The sequence below is a fragment of the Rhodococcus sp. SB1D genome, from assembly GCF_048573875.1.
In the GTDB taxonomy this organism is placed as follows: domain Bacteria; phylum Actinomycetota; class Actinomycetes; order Mycobacteriales; family Mycobacteriaceae; genus Rhodococcus_F; species Rhodococcus_F qingshengii.
Map to the genome: position 1 here is coordinate 324,594 of NZ_JBMAIQ010000002.1, position 19,652 is coordinate 344,245.

A 19,652-nucleotide genomic window follows, 5' to 3' on the forward strand; every position below is an offset into this window, starting at 1 on the left:
TCAAAGGTTGTGTGCGAGTGCATCCACAGCGGCGATCACGGCGTCTTCTGCTGCCCGCTCACCTACGGTCACCCGCACTCCCTCGCCGGGGAACATCCGGACCGAGACACCCTGCGCGACGCAGGCCGCTTCGAGTGCAGAAGCTCTCTTGCCGAGAGGGATCCACACGAAGTTGGCACCGCTCGGGACCGTCTCGACGCCGCGCAGAGCCAATTGCTCACGTAGGTGAGAACGACCCGCGGTCACCGTTTCGACTATCGAATCGGTGTGTGCCGGATCGGTCAGGGCCGCGCAGGCCGCGGCCTCGGCAACGGCGCTGAGCCCGAAGGGCGGTGCAGCGCTGCGAAGATCCGCTGCGATCGCCGAGTTGGTGACGGCATAGCCGGCACGAAGTCCGGCCAATCCGTAAGCCTTGGAGAAGGTTCGGAAGACGACGATGTTGGGAAAGGCTCGAAGCAGGTCGACGCCGTCGACGTCGCTGGTCGCGAACTCCCGGTAAGCCTCGTCCAGAAGGATGAGGACGTCACCCGGGATCGAGCGGGCGAACGAGACGAACTCCGCGGTCGAGAACTCGCTTCCGGTCGGATTGTTGGGGTTGCAGACGAGTACTGCGCGGGTCTGCGGCGTCACGGCTGCCGCCATTGCACTCAGATCGTGCCGATGTTCGGAATCGAGTGCGACGGGGACACCGCTCGCCCCGGCGATTCCGATCAGTATCGGGTACGCCTCGTAGCTGCGCCACGGGTAGACGACTTCGGTGCCAGGGCCCGTGTATGCGGTCAATACCTGCTGGAGCAGTGCCAACGACCCGGCGCCGACCAGTACCTGGTCGTCGCCCACGCCCAGACGGTCGCTCAACCGGGCTATCAGTGTGTCGCCGAACAGCGACGGATACAAGTGTGAGTGTGAGGCCGCGAGATTGACGGCCTCGAGAATGGTCGCCGAGGGTGCAACCGTCGACTCGTTGCTCGACGCCCGCCACCGAACCTGCTCGAGGCCGGCGGCTTTGGAGTATCGAGGAAGCGCTTCGATTTCGGGTCGGGGGCGAGGCCTCAGCGCACCGGGCGCGCTCATGCCAGGGCGCCGATCGCGTTCTCCGCAGCCGCAACAAGTGCACCCGATGCCGCCAAGTCCACCGCGGCCTCGATCTCGGGGGACAGGAAGCGATCGGTACCCGGCCCCTGCACCTTCTCGCGCAGGGTCCGAAGGACGGCTCCGGTGGCGGGGGAGGGCTCGAGTGGGGAGCGCAAATCGATTCCTCTTGCTGCAGTCAGTATCTCGATCGCGAGAACTCGGGTGAGACCGTCGATGGACCGGCGGAGCTTGCGTGCACCCGACCATCCCATGGAGACGTGATCTTCCTGCATGGCCGAGGAGGGAATCGAATCGACACTGGCCGGGCTCGCGAGTCGCTTGAGTTCGGACACGATGGCAGCTTGTGTGTACTGCGCGATCATCAGTCCGCTGTCGACACCGGGGTCGTCGGCGAGGAAGGGGGTCAGACCGTGATTGCGTGCTACGTCGAGGAAACGGTCGGTGCGGCGTTCGCTGATCCCCGCGACATCCGCGGTCACGATGGCGAGAAAGTCCAAGACGTAGGCCACGGGAGCTCCGTGGAAGTTACCGTTCGACCGAACCCTTCCGTCGAGAGTGACGACGGGATTGTCGACAGCACTGGCCAATTCGCGCCCGGCAACCAGTCGGGCGTGATCGACGGTGTCGCGTGCGCCGCCGGCAACCTGCGGTGCGCACCGCAGTGAGTACGCGTCCTGAACTCTGGTGCAGTCAGGGCCCGCATGGCTGGCGACGATCGGGGAGTCGGCAAGCAAGCGCACCATGTTCGAGGCGGCCGCGCCCTGTCCGGGGTGGGGGCGAAGCGCCTGAAGATCGGCGGCGAACACTTGATCGGTGCCGAGCAAGCCCTCGACGCTCATAGCGGCAGCGATGTCGGCCAACTTGAGCAGATGATCGAGATCGGTGATCGCAAGGGCCAGTTGACCGAGCATCCCGTCGGTACCGTTGATCAGTGCGAGGCCTTCCTTCTCGGCCAGAACCACCGGTTCGAGACCATGGGCAGCCAATGCCGTTGCCGCATCGGTGAGTTCACCGTCGGCGGTGCGGACGGAACCTTCACCGATGATTGCCATCGCCACATGCGCCAGTGGTGCCAGATCTCCCGAGCATCCGAGGCTGCCGTATTCGTGCACCACCGGGGTGATGCCTGCGGTGAGTAGGTCGGCGTACGCCTGTGCGACTACAGGGCGCACTCCGGTTCGCCCGGTGGCGAGCGTCGACAGACGCAGAAGCATCAAGGCCCGGATCACTTCGCGTTCGACTTCCGGTCCCGAACCTGCCGCATGTGAGCGGATCAGGCTGCGCTGCAACTGTGTCCGCAGATGCGCCGGAATGTGCCGGGTGGCAAGTGCGCCGAATCCGGTGGAAACTCCGTAGACCGGTGTGGGGTCTGCGGCCAGCGCTTCGATGCGTGCACGACTTTCGGCGATCGCGGCCAGTGATTCCGCGGTCAATGCAACGCCGTATCCGTTGCGCGCGACGTCGACGACGTCGGCGATGGTGACAGCGCCGATTCCGACCTCGATGGTTCGGGTGGCTGTCTGGGTGGCAGGGGTGGCGTTCATGGGACTCCAATGATGATGCGTGGCTATCTAACAAAGTCTTGTATACGAGACTCTAGTCTTGAATATGAGACGAAAACAAGGCCCGCAAAGTACGGAACGGAGAAATTGGCTACATGTCTGCGGTCGGGGTCTCCACCATTCGATCTCCGAGATCGGCGGAGAACTCGGCGCTGACGGCGCGCACTCGGTCGGCGATCAGGGCACTCTCCTCGGCCGATTTGGAGCCGGAGAGGAAGGTGACGCCGAGAGCTGCGACCGGACGACCGTCCCGTGTGATCACGGGGCTGGCGATGCAGTTGATCCCGGATGTCGTCGCATTCTCTTCGACCGCATATCCGCTCTCACGTGCTGCGGCGAGCAGTTCTCGCAGTTCGGCGAGCGTCGACGGACCCGTTCCGGTCCGCGTCGGCCAGGTGTACCCCTCGTAGAGCGCGCTGATCTGTTCCGCATCCAGACGGCTCAGAATCGCCCGCCCGACTGCGGTGAGATGCGCCGGAAGGCGGGTCCCGATCTCGGTCACCAACCGAACGCCGGGCTTCAGAGGTTCACGTTTGTCGAGGTAGATGACGTCAGAACCCTGAAGTACCGCCAGATGGGAGGTCTCGTCGGTCGACTGAGTGAGTGCCAGCATGAATCGTTGGCCCTCACGGTGAAGTGGGCCGGACCGCATGTACGACGCACCGACTTCGAACGCCGAGACACCCAGGGTCCAGGCGCGTTGATCAGCCCAGTACGAGACGAACCGTCGATCCCGCATGACATTGAGGAGGTGATGCGTCGTACTCTTCGGCAGCTCGAGGGCGCTGGAGATTTCTGCCGTCGCCAGCGGAACACCCCGGCGGGCCAGGAGATCGAGCACGTCGAGCACGCGCTCAGCAGATTTCACGCGGCTCGTCGTCATATGGGGTGTGTCCTTACGGGTAGGGCTGAGGTGGGAGCGGGGACCCACATTGTCTCGGATACGAGACTGAATCGCCAAGTGCTCGGGGTGGTCAGGGAGTCTGGTTGCCGAGTTCCGCGGACAACCGGGCGCAGTGCTCCACCAAGACGCGGCCGTGGCTGGCGCAGACCTCGTCCGTCAGACGGAAGGTCGGGCCCACGACGCTGAGCGCTCCGGCTATCTGACCGACCGCGTTGTAGATCGGCGCGGCAACTCCGGTCGAGTGATCCTCGATGGTGTCGTGCGCAATGGCGTACCCGCTCTCGCCTACCTTGCCGCTCAACGCTGCGCCGACGGCGGTGCCGTCCAGGGGAACGCTCTGGCCCACCCACCCCATGTGGCGGATCGCGTGCGTGCCCTCGATCTGATCGAGATACAGCGCAGTGTCTTTCGGTCCCTTCGTCGACAGGTAGGTCGACTCTCTCGTGGTTTCGGCGATGGCCTTCATCGCGGGCCGCGCTCTCGGCAACAGTTGATTGTCACCGAGTGCGCGAGCCCCGATCTGTAGTAGCCGCGGGCCGACGCGATAGACGTTGTCCTCGCCGCGGACGACGAACTCGGTTTGTTCGAGGCTTCTGATCAGGCGAAGCGCGGTACTGGTTGCCAGATCGGTTGCCTTGGCGGCGTCGCCGAGCGTCAACCCGCCGTGCTCGACGATCGCACCGAGAAGTTCGAACGTGCGATTCGCGCTGCGGGTCACGTCGCCGGGGGCCATGTCCTACTCCAAGTGCCGAGGGATGTCTGCGCTGAATCTATCGCGAGCCCGGCAGTACCTCACCGTGGTGCTCGTCCAGCAGGGGACTGCGGCGGACATCGGGGCGTCGGCTATCACCGAACACGACGGGTTGTCGTACGTAGGAGATTTTTCCTGCTACCGGGTGCTCGAACGATTCGACGACTCCGCGATACTCGGCCTGCGCGGAGGTGAGTGCCTGCTGGACGTCCCAGATTTCCGAGCCGGCGAGGCCCGCGTCGCCGAGAATACCGACCACGCCGGCGACGGTCTTTCCGGCAGCCCAGTTTTCGATCTCCTTGCGCAGTGCCGGTTCGTTCTCGGTCCGGGCGGTGTCGTCGGCAAATCGGGGATCTGCGATCAGGTCGACGCGATTCATCGTCTGCGCCAGCTTCTCGAAACCCGACTGGCTCGCAACCGCGAGGACGAAGAGTCCGTCGTCGGCCTTGTAGGTGTCGAACGGTGTTGACACCGGATGACGGTTGCCGACGCGTGGGGGAGTGAGCCCGGTGGATTGCAGTTGGCTGTGTGCTGTCGGCAGCATGGCGAGCATGCTGTCGAACATCGCGACGTCAAGGTGCTGCCCGAGTCCGCTCGCCCGTGCACTCAGCAGGGCGGTACTGATTCCCCAGGCGGCGAACAGCCCGGCGACCAGGTCTCCGAACGACTCACCCAACCGTGTCGGCCCGGATTCCTCCGAACCGGTGATGCTCATGATGCCCGAAAGAGCCTGGACTACAAGGTCGTAGGCGGCGGCTCCGGACATGGGCCCGTCCTGTCCGAAACCGGAGATGGACGCGTACACGATCCGCGGATTGCGAGCCCGCGCAGCCTCGTAGTCGATTCCCAGGCGCTTGGTGACTCCAGGGCGAAAGTTTTCGACGACGACGTCGGCGGTCTCGATGAGCGTTAATAGCGCCTCACGGTCCCCGTCGTTCTTGAGGTTGAGTGCCACCGAACGCTTGCCACGATTGAGCACGTTGAAGTAGATGCTCTCGCCGTCGCGGAACGGGCCGAGGTGCCGAGAGTCTTCACCGTGTTCGGATTCGATCTTGACGACGTCCGCACCGGCGTCGGAAAGCAGTGCGGTGCAGTAGGGTCCGGCAAGGACGCGTGAGAGGTCGATGACCCGGATGCCGTCGAGTGGGGGAAGTGCAGTCATGTCCGCGCCTTTCAGAACTCGGTGGAACGCGGCGACGGAGCATTGCCGGCAATGGTGAGCAACTGGATCTGCGAGGTGCCCTCGAAGATGCGGAGAATGCGGCAATCGCGGTACAGGCGTTCGATTTCCGATTCGCGCATGAAACCTGCGCCACCGTGGATCTGTACGGTTTGATCGACGATCGAGAAGCAGGCTTCGGTGGCGACGTACTTCGAAATCGATGCGGCGCGGCGGATGTCCTGACCGGCGTCCTTGACGTCGGCGGCCCAGTCTGCGGTGACGCGTGATGCGACAAGTTGCGCGTCGCAGCCACCGAGGAGTAGCTGGATTGCCTGGAAGTCGAAGATCGGCGTGCCGAACTGCTTTCGCTCCGTTGCGTACTCGCGTCCCAGTTCCCAAGCGCGCAGAGCGATGCCGTTTGCCATTGCCGCTACGTCGATGCGTGCTCGGTTCAGGGCGGTCAAGGCAATGTTGCCGCCGCGACCTTCGGTGCCGATCACGGAGTCGAGCGGCAGAACGACGTCGTCGAGGTAGACGGTGTACGTCGGGGCCGAACGAATTCCCATCTTGTCCTGCGGCTCCGAGTAGCTGATTCCCGGAGTTCCCTTGGGGACTACGAAGGCGGTGATGCCTCGGAATCCTGCGCTCGGGTCCGTCTTGGCGAAGAGCACGACCAGGTCGGCTTCCTTGGCGTTGGAGATGTACGTCTTCGATCCGGAGAGATGCCAGCCGTCGTCCTCGCGTCGGGCGACGGTACGCATCGAGGCGATGTCGGAGCCGGCATCGGGTTCTGTGAGTGCAAAGCCGGCCAGTAGTTCGCCCGACGCGAGCTGGGGCAACCAGCGATGCTTCTGCTCTTCGGAGCCGCCGACGAGAATCGGCTCGAGGCCCAGGTAGTGGGCGGTGTAGATCGATGCCAGCGCGGCGTCGGTGCGTGCAACTTCTTCGATGGCGACCAGTTGGGTTCGTGTCGACAGACCCAGGCCGCCGAATTCCTCGGGCACGGAAATGCCCATGAGGTCCTGCTGCCCGAGGCGCTTGACCAGCTGCGCCGGGAACTCCTTGGACTCGTCGCGTGCGGCTGCTCCTGGGTGGATCTCGGCGTTGGCGAAGGCTCGGACAGTGCTGCGGAACTCTGCGAGATCGACGCTGTCGGTGTCGGGCGCGGTCTGGGTAGTCACGGGGGCTCCTTCGAGGCGGAATAGTTACGAATTTCATCTAATGAAATCTAATTGCCACTAGTTGGCATGGACTGACTATGGCCGAGGGTGGCGAATTTGTCCAGGGGTGAATTTGTTGTGTCGCGGCTCACGTTCTGCAATGATCAACTTGTCTAAGCCTGTATAGACAAGTTGATTGCGGATCGAACCCACTACAAGTCGGAAGCAGCGTGGCTTTCGACGGAAGGTGCTGACATGAGCCTCGTTTCAGTCGACACGACACCGGACTCCGAGAATGTGAGGAGGGTGTCCAGTACGTATTTCGAGGGCTTGTCGGCGGATCGATACGCTGCGCTCGCCGAAGACCGCAAGCTGGCGATTGTCGCCGCGCACATGGACCTTTCGCGTCGACGAGGACACAACTCGTCGATCTCGCGACTCGCGCCGGCCGGGGAGTTAGGGGATGGCCCCGCGATTCAATACGTCGGCGACGACATGCCGCAGCTCGTCGAAGCGGTCTTGGCGACACTTGCCCGTGCCCGCGTGGAACCTGAATTCGTGGTGCACCCCGTGCTTCGCACAGCCGTACAACCGGCGCACAGCACCGAAGACGCCCGGGCCGGGGAGCGCACCGAATCATGGATCCACATAGGACTACCCGCACACTGTTCGGACGCGCAGGCGCAGGTGATCGCGGACGACGTCGCCGGAATCCTCGACCGTATCGCGCGTGCCTTCCGCGATTCCGTGCCCCTGCGGGACCTCGTCGACGAGGCGCGCGAGCAACTGGACTCGAACGGCTACGCCGAAGAAGCTGACTTTCTCCGGTGGTGCAGCGCCGGAAACTTCAGTGTCATCGGTGGTGCGCGAACTGTCGACAGTGACGAGCCGTACGCCATCGGCGTGCTCCCCGATCCAACCGGCTCTTCGGATTCGAAAGCGGCGCCCCTCGCGATTGCAGTGGTGTACCTCCGGCAAGGGTTCGGTGGATCCGAATACGCCACCGAGATCGACGTGTCCGTCGGCGACCGTGCGTACCGATTCGTCGGGTTCTTCACCGCGACCGGTATCGTCGCCGACGTCAGGCTAACCCCGCTCGTGCGAGGACGCGTCGCAGACATCTTCGAGGCCTCAGGATCCACCGTCGATTCGTTTGTCGGACAATCGATGCTGGCAGTGATTCAGTCGATTCCGGTCACAGTGCTCCTGGCGGCCGAGCCGGCCCGAATCGCGGACGCGCTGGACGAACTCACTTCCGTGGACGGCCGCACATCGATCCATCTGTTCTTGCAACCGGTGGGAAGTTCCCCGGCGACAGGGCGAGATCAAGAGTTGTCGGCTTTGCTCTTCGTTCCGCGCGAGAAATTCAGTACGACGATCAGAACAACGGCCGAGTCGGTACTCGCCGACGCACTCGGTGCCCACAATATCGAGTTCTCCAGTCGAGTCTCGGAATCCCCCTTGGCCGTCGTACATTTCACGGCCACAGTCGGCGGCGGCGCGAACTTCGCGTCGGCGCGACAAGCACGGGAGATTCGGGACCTCGTCGTCGACGCGTGCCTGACGTGGGACGAACGATTCGTTCTGGATGCTTCGCACTACGACGAGCGGCGCAGGCGTGCTCGGTTCGCCGAGCGAGTTCCGGCGGCATACAAGCAGGATTTCGACGCTGTCCGAGCCGCCGAGGACATGGCGGTGTTCGAGGGCCTCGCGCCCGGAGAAGTAAGTCCACGGTTGGCCCGATCTGTCGACGGACCGGGTACTCACCGTCTCGGGCTGTACGTCTCGGGTGATCCGCTCTCGCTGGGCGAGGTGCTGCCCGTATTGCAGAGCCTGGGCGTCGAAGTGGTCGACGAGCGTCCGTACGAGATCGCACCGGTGGGAACCGAACAGTCCAGGATCTACGAGTTCACGCTCGACTATCCGAGTGCTCCGGTCGAAGGCTTCGACAACTTTGCCGCGCGATTCGCGGCGACGTTTGCCGCGGTTCGAAACGGTGACGCCGAGCCGGACTCGTTCAACGAATTGGTCGCGATCGCGGGACTCGGCTGGAAACAGGTAGTGGTGCTGCGGGCATACGCGGAGTTCTTGCAGCAAGCGGGATTTCCTTACAGCACCGGTCGCGTCGCCGAGGTACTTGCCGATCATCCCGAGATCGCCGGCAGATTGTGCGAATTGTTCGAGAGCCGTTTCGATCCTGGCGTCGTCGACGGAGATCGAGGTGCACGTGCAGCAGCGGACGTGGAAACGGCCGTGGCGCAGGTGCAAGGACTCGACGCCGATCGGATCCTGCGCGCATTGTCCGAACTGGTCCGTAACACGTTGCGTACCAACTATTTCGTGTATCCCACTCAATCGCTCGGCGCGCTCTCGTTGAAGTTCGATTCGGAGAAGCTGTCCGTATTGCCTTTCCCTCGAACGAAGTTCGAGATATTCGTGTACTCACCCGATGTAGCAGGTGTGCACCTTCGTTTCGGTACGGTGGCTCGCGGCGGCTTGCGCTGGTCGGATCGGAAAGAGGACTTTCGCACCGAGGTACTGGGATTGGTGAAGGCGCAGGCAGTCAAGAACGCAGTCATCGTGCCTGTCGGAGCGAAGGGCGGATTTGTCGTCAAACGCCCACCGGTTCCAGGGCTGGGCGCAGACGCAGACCGAGAAGCCGCGTTGGCGGCCGGGATCGATTGCTACCGATCCTTCATTCGCGGACTACTCGATCTGACCGACAACGTCGACAAGCAGAGCGGGGCCGTTGTCGCGGCGCGGCGGGTCGTTCGCCACGACGGAGACGACACGTATCTTGTTGTCGCCGCGGACAAGGGAACTGCGAAGTTCTCCGACATCGCGAACGAGGTTGCCGCGGAGTACGGATTCTGGCTCGGCGACGCCTTCGCGTCCGGCGGGTCGGTCGGCTACGACCACAAAGCCATGGGTATCACGGCGAAGGGCGCCTGGGAAAGTGTCAAGCGGCACTTCCGTGAGCTCGGCGTCGATACCCAGCACGATGACTTCACCGCGGTGGGGATCGGAGACATGAGTGGCGACGTATTCGGCAACGGTATGTTGTGCAGCAAGCACATTCGCCTGATCGCGGCGTTCGATCATCGGCACGTGTTCGTCGATCCGGACCCGTCGCCTGAGCGCTCGTACGACGAGCGATCACGTCTCTTTGCGCTCCCCCGATCCTCGTGGGCCGACTACGACCCGACCTTGATCAGTGCCGGCGGCGGAGTGTGGGAACGCTCGGCGAAGCGCGTTCCGATCAGTGACGAGATACGAGAGGCACTGGGCCTCGAGGACGACGTCACCGACCTGACTCCACCGCAACTGGTTCGGGCGATTTTGCGGTCCCCGGCAGATCTGTTGTGGAACGGCGGCATCGGAACGTACGTCAAGGCCTCCGGTGAGTCCGACCTCGAAGTCGGCGACAAGAGCAACGACGCCGTTCGGGTGAACGGCAACGAAGTGCGTGCCCGAGTGATCGGTGAAGGAGGCAATCTCGGCCTCACCCAGGCCGGACGGATCGAATACGCACGCGGCGGTGGACGGATCAACACAGACGCCCTCGACAATTCGGCCGGAGTCGATTGTTCCGACCACGAGGTGAACATCAAAATCCTTCTCGACTCCCTGATCAGCTCAGGCGTCGTCACGGACTCACGTCGTGACGCACTACTCGAATCGCTGACCGACCAGGTCGCAGAACTCGTTCTCGCAGACAACCGTTCGCAGAACGAACTGATGGGTACCACGCGGGCGGATGCGGGGGCGATGATCGGTGTGCACGGCAGAGTGATTTCCAACCTCGAATCGCGCGGGATCGTCGACCGTGTCATCGAAGGGTTTCCGACCAAGAAGCAGTTCGCCGCGGCCGAGAAGTCGGGAACGGGGCTGACGTCGCCGGAACTCGCCACACTGATGGCCCACGTCAAGCTCGATCTGAAATCCACGCTGTTGGCGGGAAGCTCGATCGACAACCAGATCTACCGCCAGGTGCTGGCGAACTATTTTCCGGAGGGCGTTCGAGTTGCAGGGGGTGACGCCCTCGACCGGCACCCACTTCGTCGCGAGATCGTCGCGACAGTGCTGACGAACAACGTCATCGATCGAGGCGGCATCACCTATGCCTATCGGCTCGGTGAAGAAGTCGGCGCTGATCCGGAAGACGCAGTACGTGCCTTCACTGTGGTCTCCGAGGTGTTCGGACTGTGGGGGTTGTGGCACGACATCAGCGAAGCCTCGGTCTCGACCGCAGTGTCCGACGAGTTGATCCTGCTCACCAGGCGACTGCTCGACCGGGCGTCACGGTGGATGCTGACACGTCGTCCGCAACCGCTGGCCGTCGGGGCCGAGATCAGCAGATTCGGTGATCGCATCGCGGAGGCGTCGGCAGAGCTCGATGGCTGGCTGGTAGGCGCAGATCAGCGGAACCTGGCTGCGCGAACGGTCCTCATCACGGACAAAGGCGCGCCGGAGAACCTGGTCAGGCGAGTGGAGATATTGCTCGATCAGTTCGGACTGCTCGACGTGGTGGAGATCGCGGACCTTGCCGATCGGACGATCTCGGAGACCGGCGAACTCTATTTCCGGCTCGGTGAGCATGTTGGGCTCGTCCCGATGCTCAATCGAGTGTCGGCATTGAGCAAGGACGGAAAATGGAACGCGTTGGCGAGGTTGTCGTTGCGGGACGAGTTGTACTCGACGGTGCGGGCCCTGACCCTCGACGTCTTGGCCGACGCGGAAGCGGGTGACACGACAGCGGAAAAACTCTCGAGGTGGGAAGAAAGGAATGCGTCGAGAATCGAGAGGTCCACTCTCGCGCTCGCAGAGATCGAAGCGTCCGGGCAACACGATCTTGCTGCGCTTTCGGTTGCGACGAGCCAATTGCGGCGCATGGTGGGTTAGGTCCGGCGCGGACGCTCGCGGATGGATCGGAAAGGTGCACGAGGCGGATAGACTTCGGAGGCCGAACGGGAGAACCGACTCGGTGGTTTTCGACGAACGGGTGGTGGCGATGGCGATTGCCGAAGTGGACGCAGAACTCGCCGTGCTGTTCAACGAGGCAGGCGGCGAGTCCGCCCCTGCCTACGAACGGGTCAAGAACCTCGTGGTCTCGCAGATCAACTCGGGTCGGTGGACCGAAGGCGATCAGCTGCCTTCGGAGAATCAACTGGTCAGTGCGCTGGGGTTGTCACGAATGACGATCAATCGAGCGCTTCGCGAACTCACCAGCGACGGTCTGATCGTGCGGATGATGGGGGTCGGTACTTTTGTCGCCGCCACGAAGACCGCGTCCCCGCTGTTCGAAGTCAAGAACATCGCCGACGAGATTCAGCGCCGCGGCCACCGTCATCGAACCGAGGTCGTCTTCGTTCGTGAGGAAGAAACCGACCACGGGCAGACGTTCCTTCGTGAATCGGTGGACAAACGGGTGTTCCATTCGCTGATGGTGCACTTCGAGGACGAAACTCCGATTCAGGTGGAAGACCGATTCGTGAATCCGAACGAGGCGCCCGACTATCTGCGCCAGGACTTCACCGCGATCACCCCCAACAACTACTTGAGTGACGTTGCGCCTCTGGTTCGCGGCGAGCATGTCGTGGAAGCGGTGTTGGGTAGCCCGGACGAATGCGAGCTGTTACGCATCGATCGCGGGGAACCGTGCCTGCTGATTCGCCGCCGCACCTGGTCGGCTAACGGATTGGTCAGCGCGGCGCGCTTGATCCATCCGGGTTCACGCAATCGCTTGGAAGGAACCTTCGAGCGCTGATCGTTTCGAATAGCGAATCCTGAACACTCGCTCGTCCGATTGCACCATTTTCGGGGCCGACTTCGGTGCAATCGACCAGGACGTGACTGCGAGCACACTGAGATCATGGGTGGACGGTTATTGCTTCCGCAACCTCACTTCCCGACGAGTGAGACCTGAGCGGATCCCAGCAACGCCGTCTACGCCGCTCGCTTCCATGATCGAAGGAGTTCGACCTGTGACCGACTTGCCCAAGGACCTACTTGTCGCCCCGAAGTGGCAGGAACGCCTCGACGAACTGGCAGCCAAGCATTCGGTACCGGGCGCGCAGGTCGGTGTGATCGCGCTGGGCGAAGACGGCGCGGCGGACATCCGTGTCATCACCACCGGAGTGACGAGCCTGAACACGCGCGTCGACGTCGACGCAGACACCCTGTTCCAGTACGGATCCGCGAGCAAGATCTGGACGACGACGCTGATCATGCAGCTCGTCGACGAGGGCAAGCTGACGCTGGACACCCTGGTGGTGGAGGTGCTTCCGGAGTTCACGATCGCGGATCCTTCCAACACGAAGGAAATCACGATCCGCCAGTTGCTCACGCACACAAGCGGTATCGACGGAGACCTGTTCAACGACACCGGTGACGGTGACGACTGCGTCGAGAAGTACGTCGACGAACTCGCGACCGCGATCAGCGTCACCGAGCCCGGCGGGCATCTGAGTTACAGCAACGCGGGTTTTGCCGTTGCCGGCCGCATCGTCGAGGTCCTTCGTGAGATGACGTGGGACGAGGCGTTGGTCGAATATCTCTGGAAGCCAATCGGATTGACGCACATCATCACCAAGGCCAAGGACGCGCCGCTGTTCCGCACGGCCGTCGGCCACGTGGCCAACCCGAATCGGACGTCGCCGGACAAGGTGATTCCGACCAAGCAGTGGCTGCTTCCGCGCGGTATCGGTCCGGCCGGGATCATCACCGGATCGGTCAGCTCGCTCCTGACCTTCGGTGCTGCACACATGCGTGACGGACTCGCATTGACGGGTGAACGCATTCTGTCCGAAGAATCCGCGCGCCTGATGCGCACTCCGCAATTCGACCTGACCGCGGTCTCGAGCGTCGATCAGGCCTGGGGTCTCGGCTGGATCCTGTCCGACTGGGGCGGCGTGACGTCCGCGCAGCACGGTGGTGCGACAATCGGCCAGATCACTCGTTTTCACACCTTCCCCGAGCTCGGTCTCGCCATGGCCGTGGTGACCAACTCGCGTGGCGGCGGCGCCCTGGCCCACGACATCGAGAAGGAGATCGCCCAGGAGCTCGATCTCGTTCTGCCGGAACCGAAGTCCGAGCCGAATGCGGAAGACATCGACCTGTCGCACATTCTCGGAACCTATGAATCGACAACCGTGCGAATCGAACTCACGCGCGGCGAGGACGGCGGATTCCAGGTGCAGAACTTCGCCAAGGTCGAGATCGACGGCGAGCCGCCGGCTCCGCCCACCAAGGTCGTACCTCTGTCCGCCTCCAGGTTCTTGATCAGTAACGAGAGCGCTTCGGGTGAGATGGCTCATCTCACGATCGATGGCGAGCAATATCTGTACATGACAAGGCTTTTCAAGAAGATTTCCGACTAGTCGCGGCGATTCTCTCCGCTGAATGAAATCTCGGGCAGGTCGAAGGCGATGAGGGCCCTCGACCTGCCCGCACTACTTTTCGAGGAAAACTCATGATGAAACCTCTCGCTCCTTTTCCGGACGTGAATCACCCCGCGGCACTCGATGCTTACGGCCTTGCGCCGGTCATCGACGGTCACAACGATCTGGCCTGGACGGCTCGCGAAACTGCCGCATACTCGGTGGAGAATCTCGAGAAGGATTCCATCTTCCAAACCGACATCGACAAACTCGGTCGCGGCGGCGTCGGTGCGCAGTTCTGGTCGGTCTACACCCCGTGTGACCGGACGGAGCCAGAGGCGGTTCAGTACACACTCGAACAGATCGACTACGTGTACCGGATGATCGAGCGATATCCGGATACTTTCGAATTCGCGCGTACAGGTGACGACGTGCGTCGCATCTGGAGAGAGGGCAAGGTCGCGTCCTTGTTGGGCGCGGAGGGCGGTCACAGCATCGGCAGCTCGCTCGGTGTCCTGAGAATGATGGCGCGCCTTGGTCTTCGGTACATGACGCTGACGCACAACGACAACACCGGGTGGGCGGACTCCGCGACGGACACTCGAGTACACGGCGGGCTGACCGACTTCGGTCGCGAGATCGTGCGCGAAATGAATCGGCTCGGCGTACTCGTCGACCTGTCGCACGTCTCGGTGGAAACGATGAGAGATGCCATCGAGACGTCTTCGGCGCCGGTGATTTTCAGCCATTCGTCGTGCTCTCAGCTATGCGGTCACCCCCGTAATGTTCCCGACGACGTCATGCGACTGCTCGCGGACAACGGCGGGGTCATCATGATCGCCTTTGTACCCATGTTCCTTTCTGCCGAGTACAACGAGTGGTTCAAAGGCGGGCGAGTCGGCCCACGACCGGCGATGACAGTGGACCATCTCGCCGACCACGTCGAGCATGCCCGAGACGTCGCGGGCATCGACCACATCGGTTTGGGCAGTGACTACGATGGGTTCGACGACTTTCCGGACGGTATGCAGGACGTATCCGGTTTCGCGGTGTTGATAGACCGTCTGGCGGAACGCGGTTGGTCCGCGGAGGACTTGGCAAAGCTGATGGGCAACAACGTGTTGCGTGTGCTCGACGAGACCAGTGCGGCCTCGATGTCGAGCCTTTCCTAGCCGTATCGACGCCCGAGAAGATGAGGATGAGAATGAAGAAGATTCGTACCGTTGCACTGAAGCTGGTTGCTTCGGTGTCCGTAGTTCTGGTTGTGCTGGTATCGATAGCGCTCGTATTCAATGTCGGCTCCAGCAAAGCGAGCGTTCCGGCCGGGGAGACGGGCAACCAGTTCGTGTCCGTCGACGGAAAGAACATGAGCTACTCGATCCGCGGCAACGGCGATCAGACCATAGTGCTGTTACCCGGGTTCGGAACGTCCGCACCGATTCTCGACTTCACACCGCTTGTCAACGAGCTCGCACCCGACTACCGCGTCGTCACGATCGAGCCCTTCGGTTACGGCTACAGTGACGGAACGGACAAGGACCGCACGACTGCGAACATCGTCGAAGAGATTCATACGGCAGTACAGTCGCTGGGAATTGACGAATACATCCTCATGGGGCACTCGATCACTGGTCTCTATGCGCTGGACTACACCGCGAAGTACCGTGACGAGGTCACCGCATTCGTGGGTATCGACAGCAGTGTTCCAGGGCAGCCGAACATGGATACCAAATTCCCGATCGACGCACTCCGAGTTGGAAGGCAATTGGGCTTGGCGGAATTGCTGTCCAAGGTCGTCGGTGGTGAAGCCTCGGACGAGTACCTCGATCCCGCCGCAAAGGACGAGATGCGACAGTTGACTGCGAAGAACAACTTCAGCGATACCTATCTCAACGAGATGGATCATCTTTCCAGTAACTTCGCTGAAGCAATCGGCAAGACGTTCCCAGCCGATCTTCCGATTCTGTTGTTCGCCGTGAACAATTCAGAAGTTCAGGGCTGGACAGAGCTGCACGAGGGGCAGGCAGCCTCCGTCGATCACGGAGAGGTGATCTTGCTGGACGGAGACCACTACCTGCACCACACCAGGTCGAAGGAAATCGCCGAGAACCTCGGAAGGTTCTTGGGTGAGCTGAACTGAATCCGGGAGGACGTTAAAGTTGGAGGCGGGGCCATCGAGTCGAGATGGTCCCGCTTCTTTCTTCTCCACTGATCGTTCGGAGGCATTGTGGCGCAGACCTGGTCACGCGAAGAACTGGTGAGCGAGCTGGACTCGGCGTATTCGAAACTCGAAGCGTTACTCGACGGCGTCGCCGAGGCCGATGCGTTCGACGCCGTTGCCGTCGACGCGTGGACGGTGCACGACGTACTCGCTGTGCGTGTCTGGTGGGCAGAGGCCGTCGCAGAGTGGATAGGTGCCGGGCTGCGAGACGAGGCTCCGCAGACGCCGGCGGCGGGTTACAAGTGGACGCAAACACCCGCACTGAACCAGTCGGTTGTCGACGCGAGCATAGACATTCCGGCTCAGGAGCTTCGTGACCGCTTGGGAGCTGCTGTTGCGATATTGCGCAACTACATCGAGACCCTTGACGACGATCAACTGCTGTCGGTCGGGGTTTTCTCGTGGACCCGGACGTGGCCGGTCTCGAGGTGGATCGCCGTCAACACGATCACCCAATACGCGTCGTTGTCGAAAATGATTCGGCGAGTGCTGAAGTCGAACAATCAGCCCTGAAGTCGATGCATCCGCCATACGTCCGGTCCGTCGGGGAGCGAGGTCTGGCCGACGATCGTGAAACCGAACCGTTGGTACAGCGGTAGATTTCGTTCGGTCGACGTATCGAGCCAGCAATTCTGTTCGGTTCGATCCAGTTCCGCCAAAGCATGTTTCAGTAGCGCAGAACCCAATCCGGTTCCGCGTGAGCGCGGCGTCGTACCGATCGTTGCCAACGACCACGCGTTGTCGGGGACGGGAAGCGCAGACAGTTGTTCGTCAGCCTGAAGAACGCGCTCGAACCGATCTCCGTGCAGTTCGACGATCTTCTCGACGGTCGCTTCATCAGGCTCTGGAGCGTCCGGCGGCAGGACTGCGATGACGCCGTTGCCGGAATCGTCTATGTAGGAACGCCCGAACGGTAGTGCCAGGTGTTCGAGGTAGATCCGTTGCAGAGTCGCGACGCGTTCCACGTGGGAGTCTTCGGCGACGCACCAGTTCGTCCAGGGGTAGTCGGCAAACGCCTCGCCGAGAACCTCGGCGGCACGGTCGAGGTCGTCGATGGACAGCGGTCGAACAGAATTCTGCATAGTGCCACTTCAGCACAGTGAGGTCTTCCGTCGCCACTCGATTTCGGCGGTGTAGCAGGTGCGCGGGCCGTGGTCACGTACTTGTGAGTTCATTCAAGAAAGTTGGACGAGGCTGTCGATCCTGCGTTGACTGGTAGTGATCGGGCAATCGCCGAGCTGTCAACTCCGGGCACGTGAGATCCGGGTACGGCGATTCTCCGCGAAAGGAACAGATATGAACAGGCTCGAAAGCAAGAGTGTAGTGATCACAGGCGCCGCCAGTGGAATCGGGCGTGCAGCAGCACAACTCATGGCGGCAGAGGGCGCCAAGGTGTTGGTCGCCGACCTCGATCCTGCGCGTGCAGAGGAAGCGGCGGTGGCGATTCGCGAGACCGGTGGCAATGCACTGGGTTTCGGCGTCGATGTCATGAACGAGGACTCTCTGGCAGCGATGATCGAAAAGGCGGTCGCCGAATTCGGCGGCATCAACGTCCTGTGTAATCACGTGGGCGGTAGTAACCCGCGCAAGGATCTCGACCTGCTCCGGATGGACTTGGACGAGTGGGATCGCGTGATGTCGCTCAACGTCCGCAGCACTGTCGTCGCTTCACGACTTGCCATTCCGCACATGAACAGTGCCGGTGGAGGATCGATCGTCAACACGGCCTCGGTAGGTGGATTGATCGGGGATTCCCTGCAGTCTGCCTACGGATCCGCCAAAGCGGCAGTCATTCGTCTGACGCAGTACATCGCAGTCCAGTACGGAGCAAACGGTGTTCGGTGCAATGCCGTAGCGCCGGGCGCGATCATGACACCCGCTCTCGTGGACAACATCCCCGCTGATGTCATCGACGGCATGAAGCAGGCAAACGCCCTGCCTTACCTCGGCGAACCCGAAGACATCGCGCATGCCATGGTCTACCTGGCTTCGGACGAATCTCGCTACATGACGGGGCAGACCCTGGTGGTCGACGGCGGACTCACCAGCAAGAGTCCGCTCGCGACCGGCCGTTCGTCGATGTTGAGCTGAATCAGCTCCGCCAACCGCTGGGGCCGGCGCCCAGAACCTCGATGGATCCCTGACTGGCGTGTGAATGCTTGGTGCGGTGCGTCATTCGCCACTTTCCGTCGATCCGCGCCCATGAGTCGTGGTAGTCGCCGAGGGTGAAGAAGTTCAGGTGAGCCTTGCTCCCGGTGCCCACATGCATGTCGCTGACATAGGAGCGGCTGGTGGCGAGATCGCCGACCACCTCGACCAGCACGTTACCGATCAGATGTTGGGTGGGACCGCACTCGTCGAGGAACGAGCGGATGGACGCCACTACCTCGGCGGGTCCGCGCAGAGTTCCGGTGCCCAATTCTGCCGTAGCGTCCGGCGTCATGATCCGGTGGAGTTCATCCCACTCTCGCGCATCCATAGCTCGGGCGAACTCGAAGATGGAGCGGGTGATCTCGCGTTCGTCGAGAAGAGTGGTGATGTCGATGCTCATGCTGTGCGCCTTTCTTAACGTCGGGGGGTTAATAAAGGCGCACAGCAGATGTCAGCGGTTGAGCAGCTTGCGCATCGCTTCGGCAGCACCCTTGACCATCTTGTCTCGGGGGAAGCCACTGCGCTTCTTGGCGCCTTCGTAGTTTCCTGCAGCCACCCAGATCGGGCCGTCGGCAAGGTGTTCGAGACCTTCACGTGCAACATCTTCGGGCTCTGCGACGTTCATGCCCGGGATGTCGAAGTTCAGTCCCGCGCGAATCATAGCGGGTGTGCGAGTGACACCGAGAATGAACTCGACGACGTGAACGCCGTACGGCTGGAGTTCGAGCCACAGGCTTTCGGCGAAGATGCGCCCGAATGCCTTGGACGCCGCGTAGATGCTCTGGTGCTCGGAGCCCATGAATCCGGCCAGCGAACCGAGCAGCATGATGCCGCCGCGTCCGCGATCCTTCATCAATCCGCCGAAGTGGTGCGAGAGTTCGAGCTGCTTGTTGATGTTCAGCTCGATGACTCCGGCAAATCCCGTCAGATCTCCGGTGACGAACTCGTGGCCGTAGCTGTTGGCGCCGGCGTTGAAAATGAGGAGACCAACCTCGACGTCGTCGGTGACAGCCTTGATCTGATCGAGCGCGTCCGGAACGAGCAGATCCAATGCGAGAGTGCGTACTTCGACGCCGTTGGCGCGTGCCTTGGCCGCGGTCTCCTCGAGCGGGCCCGGCTTGCGGGCGATGAGAACGAGGTTGATGCCGATCTTGCTGAGCTCGTCGGCGAACCCTGCGCCGACACCTTCTGAACCGCCGGCGATGACTGCCCACGGGCCGTAGTACTGAGGATCGATCATTACTACCTTCTTCGAAAGATGTTGGCT

At 62.1% G+C, this 19,652-nt stretch carries 16 protein-coding genes; 7 read left to right on the forward strand and 9 right to left on the reverse strand.

Annotation, left to right across the window (positions count from 1 at the left end; all coding sequences use genetic code 11):
- The 6 genes from ACN50D_RS07080 to ACN50D_RS07105 form a co-directional block, all read right to left on the reverse strand.
- Complete coding sequence (locus ACN50D_RS07080) at positions 1 to 1,074, reverse strand: histidinol-phosphate transaminase (RefSeq protein ID WP_211920919.1); 1,074 nt, start codon at positions 1,072 to 1,074, stop codon at positions 1 to 3.
- Positions 1,071 to 2,639: a histidine ammonia-lyase gene (gene hutH / locus ACN50D_RS07085; RefSeq protein ID WP_007732730.1), complete on the reverse strand. Its 1,569-nt coding sequence runs from the start codon at positions 2,637 to 2,639 to the stop codon at positions 1,071 to 1,073. Before hutH ends, ACN50D_RS07080 begins: the two co-directional genes overlap by 4 nt.
- 109 nt (positions 2,640 to 2,748) lie before the next feature.
- Entirely contained in the window at positions 2,749 to 3,540 is a 792-nt protein-coding gene (locus ACN50D_RS07090; RefSeq protein WP_007732728.1) for an IclR family transcriptional regulator, read from the reverse strand.
- Between the two features lie 91 nt (positions 3,541 to 3,631).
- Entirely contained in the window at positions 3,632 to 4,294 is a 663-nt protein-coding gene (locus ACN50D_RS07095; RefSeq protein WP_030536970.1) for an IclR family transcriptional regulator, read from the reverse strand.
- 37 nt (positions 4,295 to 4,331) lie between these two features.
- The gene (locus tag ACN50D_RS07100) at positions 4,332 to 5,474 is read right to left on the reverse strand and encodes a CaiB/BaiF CoA transferase family protein (RefSeq protein ID WP_211920917.1); all 1,143 of its coding nucleotides are present in this window, start codon (positions 5,472 to 5,474) and stop codon (positions 4,332 to 4,334) included.
- 11 nt (positions 5,475 to 5,485) lie between these two features.
- Positions 5,486 to 6,655 (reverse strand): acyl-CoA dehydrogenase family protein, encoded by a 1,170-nt coding sequence (locus ACN50D_RS07105; RefSeq protein WP_007732726.1) that lies wholly within the window; start codon positions 6,653 to 6,655, stop codon positions 5,486 to 5,488.
- Positions 6,656 to 6,889: 234 nt separating this feature from the next.
- Here ACN50D_RS07105 and ACN50D_RS07110 point away from each other — a divergent pair, with 234 nt between their 5' ends.
- The 6 genes from ACN50D_RS07110 to ACN50D_RS07135 all read left to right on the forward strand — a co-directional run bounded on the left by ACN50D_RS07110 (position 6,890) and on the right by ACN50D_RS07135 (position 16,747).
- Complete coding sequence (locus ACN50D_RS07110) at positions 6,890 to 11,536, forward strand: NAD-glutamate dehydrogenase (protein WP_249342801.1); 4,647 nt, start codon at positions 6,890 to 6,892, stop codon at positions 11,534 to 11,536.
- Between the two features lie 109 nt (positions 11,537 to 11,645).
- Positions 11,646 to 12,401, forward strand: coding sequence for a histidine utilization repressor (hutC, locus tag ACN50D_RS07115; protein ID WP_211921072.1), 756 nt, complete (start codon positions 11,646 to 11,648; stop codon positions 12,399 to 12,401).
- Positions 12,402 to 12,618: 217 nt separating this feature from the next.
- On the forward strand, positions 12,619 to 14,013 hold the full coding sequence (locus ACN50D_RS07120) for a serine hydrolase domain-containing protein (protein ID WP_307850428.1): 1,395 nt from the start codon (positions 12,619 to 12,621) through the stop codon (positions 14,011 to 14,013).
- A 92-nt stretch (positions 14,014 to 14,105) separates the two neighbouring features.
- Entirely contained in the window at positions 14,106 to 15,185 is a 1,080-nt protein-coding gene (locus tag ACN50D_RS07125; protein ID WP_211920912.1) for a dipeptidase, read from the forward strand.
- A gap of 32 nt (positions 15,186 to 15,217) precedes the next feature.
- Positions 15,218 to 16,153, forward strand: a complete 936-nt coding sequence (locus ACN50D_RS07130) for an alpha/beta fold hydrolase (protein ID WP_007732711.1) — start codon at positions 15,218 to 15,220, stop codon at positions 16,151 to 16,153.
- A gap of 87 nt (positions 16,154 to 16,240) precedes the next feature.
- Positions 16,241 to 16,747 (forward strand): ClbS/DfsB family four-helix bundle protein, encoded by a 507-nt coding sequence (locus ACN50D_RS07135; RefSeq protein ID WP_050656853.1) that lies wholly within the window; start codon positions 16,241 to 16,243, stop codon positions 16,745 to 16,747.
- Here ACN50D_RS07135 and ACN50D_RS07140 read toward each other — a convergent pair.
- On the reverse strand, positions 16,738 to 17,316 hold the full coding sequence (locus ACN50D_RS07140; protein WP_030536976.1) for a GNAT family N-acetyltransferase: 579 nt from the start codon (positions 17,314 to 17,316) through the stop codon (positions 16,738 to 16,740). The genes ACN50D_RS07135 and ACN50D_RS07140 overlap by 10 nt on opposite strands.
- 214 nt (positions 17,317 to 17,530) lie before the next feature.
- Between ACN50D_RS07140 and ACN50D_RS07145 the strand changes: the two genes are divergently transcribed.
- Positions 17,531 to 18,325 (forward strand): SDR family NAD(P)-dependent oxidoreductase, encoded by a 795-nt coding sequence (locus ACN50D_RS07145; RefSeq protein WP_192712209.1) that lies wholly within the window; start codon positions 17,531 to 17,533, stop codon positions 18,323 to 18,325.
- Position 18,326: 1 nt separating this feature from the next.
- Here ACN50D_RS07145 and ACN50D_RS07150 read toward each other — a convergent pair whose 3' ends face one another.
- Both ACN50D_RS07150 and ACN50D_RS07155 read right to left on the reverse strand, forming a co-directional pair.
- Positions 18,327 to 18,785, reverse strand: a complete 459-nt coding sequence (locus tag ACN50D_RS07150; RefSeq protein WP_003940631.1) for a nuclear transport factor 2 family protein — start codon at positions 18,783 to 18,785, stop codon at positions 18,327 to 18,329.
- A gap of 51 nt (positions 18,786 to 18,836) precedes the next feature.
- Positions 18,837 to 19,625, reverse strand: coding sequence for an SDR family NAD(P)-dependent oxidoreductase (locus ACN50D_RS07155; RefSeq protein ID WP_020909164.1), 789 nt, complete (start codon positions 19,623 to 19,625; stop codon positions 18,837 to 18,839).
- Positions 19,626 to 19,652: the final 27 nt, after the last annotated feature.

Bases quoted from the DNA above. Each gene is read 5' to 3' on its own strand.
- ACN50D_RS07140 (WP_030536976.1), bottom strand. From the start codon at position 17,316: ATGCAGAATTCTGTTCGACCGCTGTCCATCGACGACCTCGACCGTGCC.
- hutC (WP_211921072.1), top strand. From the start codon at position 11,646: ATGGCGATTGCCGAAGTGGACGCAGAACTCGCCGTGCTGTTCAACGAG.
- ACN50D_RS07150 (WP_003940631.1), bottom strand. From the start codon at position 18,785: ATGAGCATCGACATCACCACTCTTCTCGACGAACGCGAGATCACCCGC.
- ACN50D_RS07155 (WP_020909164.1), bottom strand. From the start codon at position 19,625: ATGATCGATCCTCAGTACTACGGCCCGTGGGCAGTCATCGCCGGCGGT.
- ACN50D_RS07130 (WP_007732711.1), top strand. From the start codon at position 15,218: ATGAAGAAGATTCGTACCGTTGCACTGAAGCTGGTTGCTTCGGTGTCC.
- ACN50D_RS07095 (WP_030536970.1), bottom strand. From the start codon at position 4,294: ATGGCCCCCGGCGACGTGACCCGCAGCGCGAATCGCACGTTCGAACTT.
- ACN50D_RS07145 (WP_192712209.1), top strand. From the start codon at position 17,531: ATGAACAGGCTCGAAAGCAAGAGTGTAGTGATCACAGGCGCCGCCAGT.
- ACN50D_RS07090 (WP_007732728.1), bottom strand. From the start codon at position 3,540: ATGACGACGAGCCGCGTGAAATCTGCTGAGCGCGTGCTCGACGTGCTC.
- ACN50D_RS07080 (WP_211920919.1), bottom strand. From the start codon at position 1,074: ATGAGCGCGCCCGGTGCGCTGAGGCCTCGCCCCCGACCCGAAATCGAA.
- ACN50D_RS07125 (WP_211920912.1), top strand. From the start codon at position 14,106: ATGATGAAACCTCTCGCTCCTTTTCCGGACGTGAATCACCCCGCGGCA.
- ACN50D_RS07100 (WP_211920917.1), bottom strand. From the start codon at position 5,474: ATGACTGCACTTCCCCCACTCGACGGCATCCGGGTCATCGACCTCTCA.
- hutH (WP_007732730.1), bottom strand. From the start codon at position 2,639: ATGAACGCCACCCCTGCCACCCAGACAGCCACCCGAACCATCGAGGTC.
- ACN50D_RS07110 (WP_249342801.1), top strand. From the start codon at position 6,890: ATGAGCCTCGTTTCAGTCGACACGACACCGGACTCCGAGAATGTGAGG.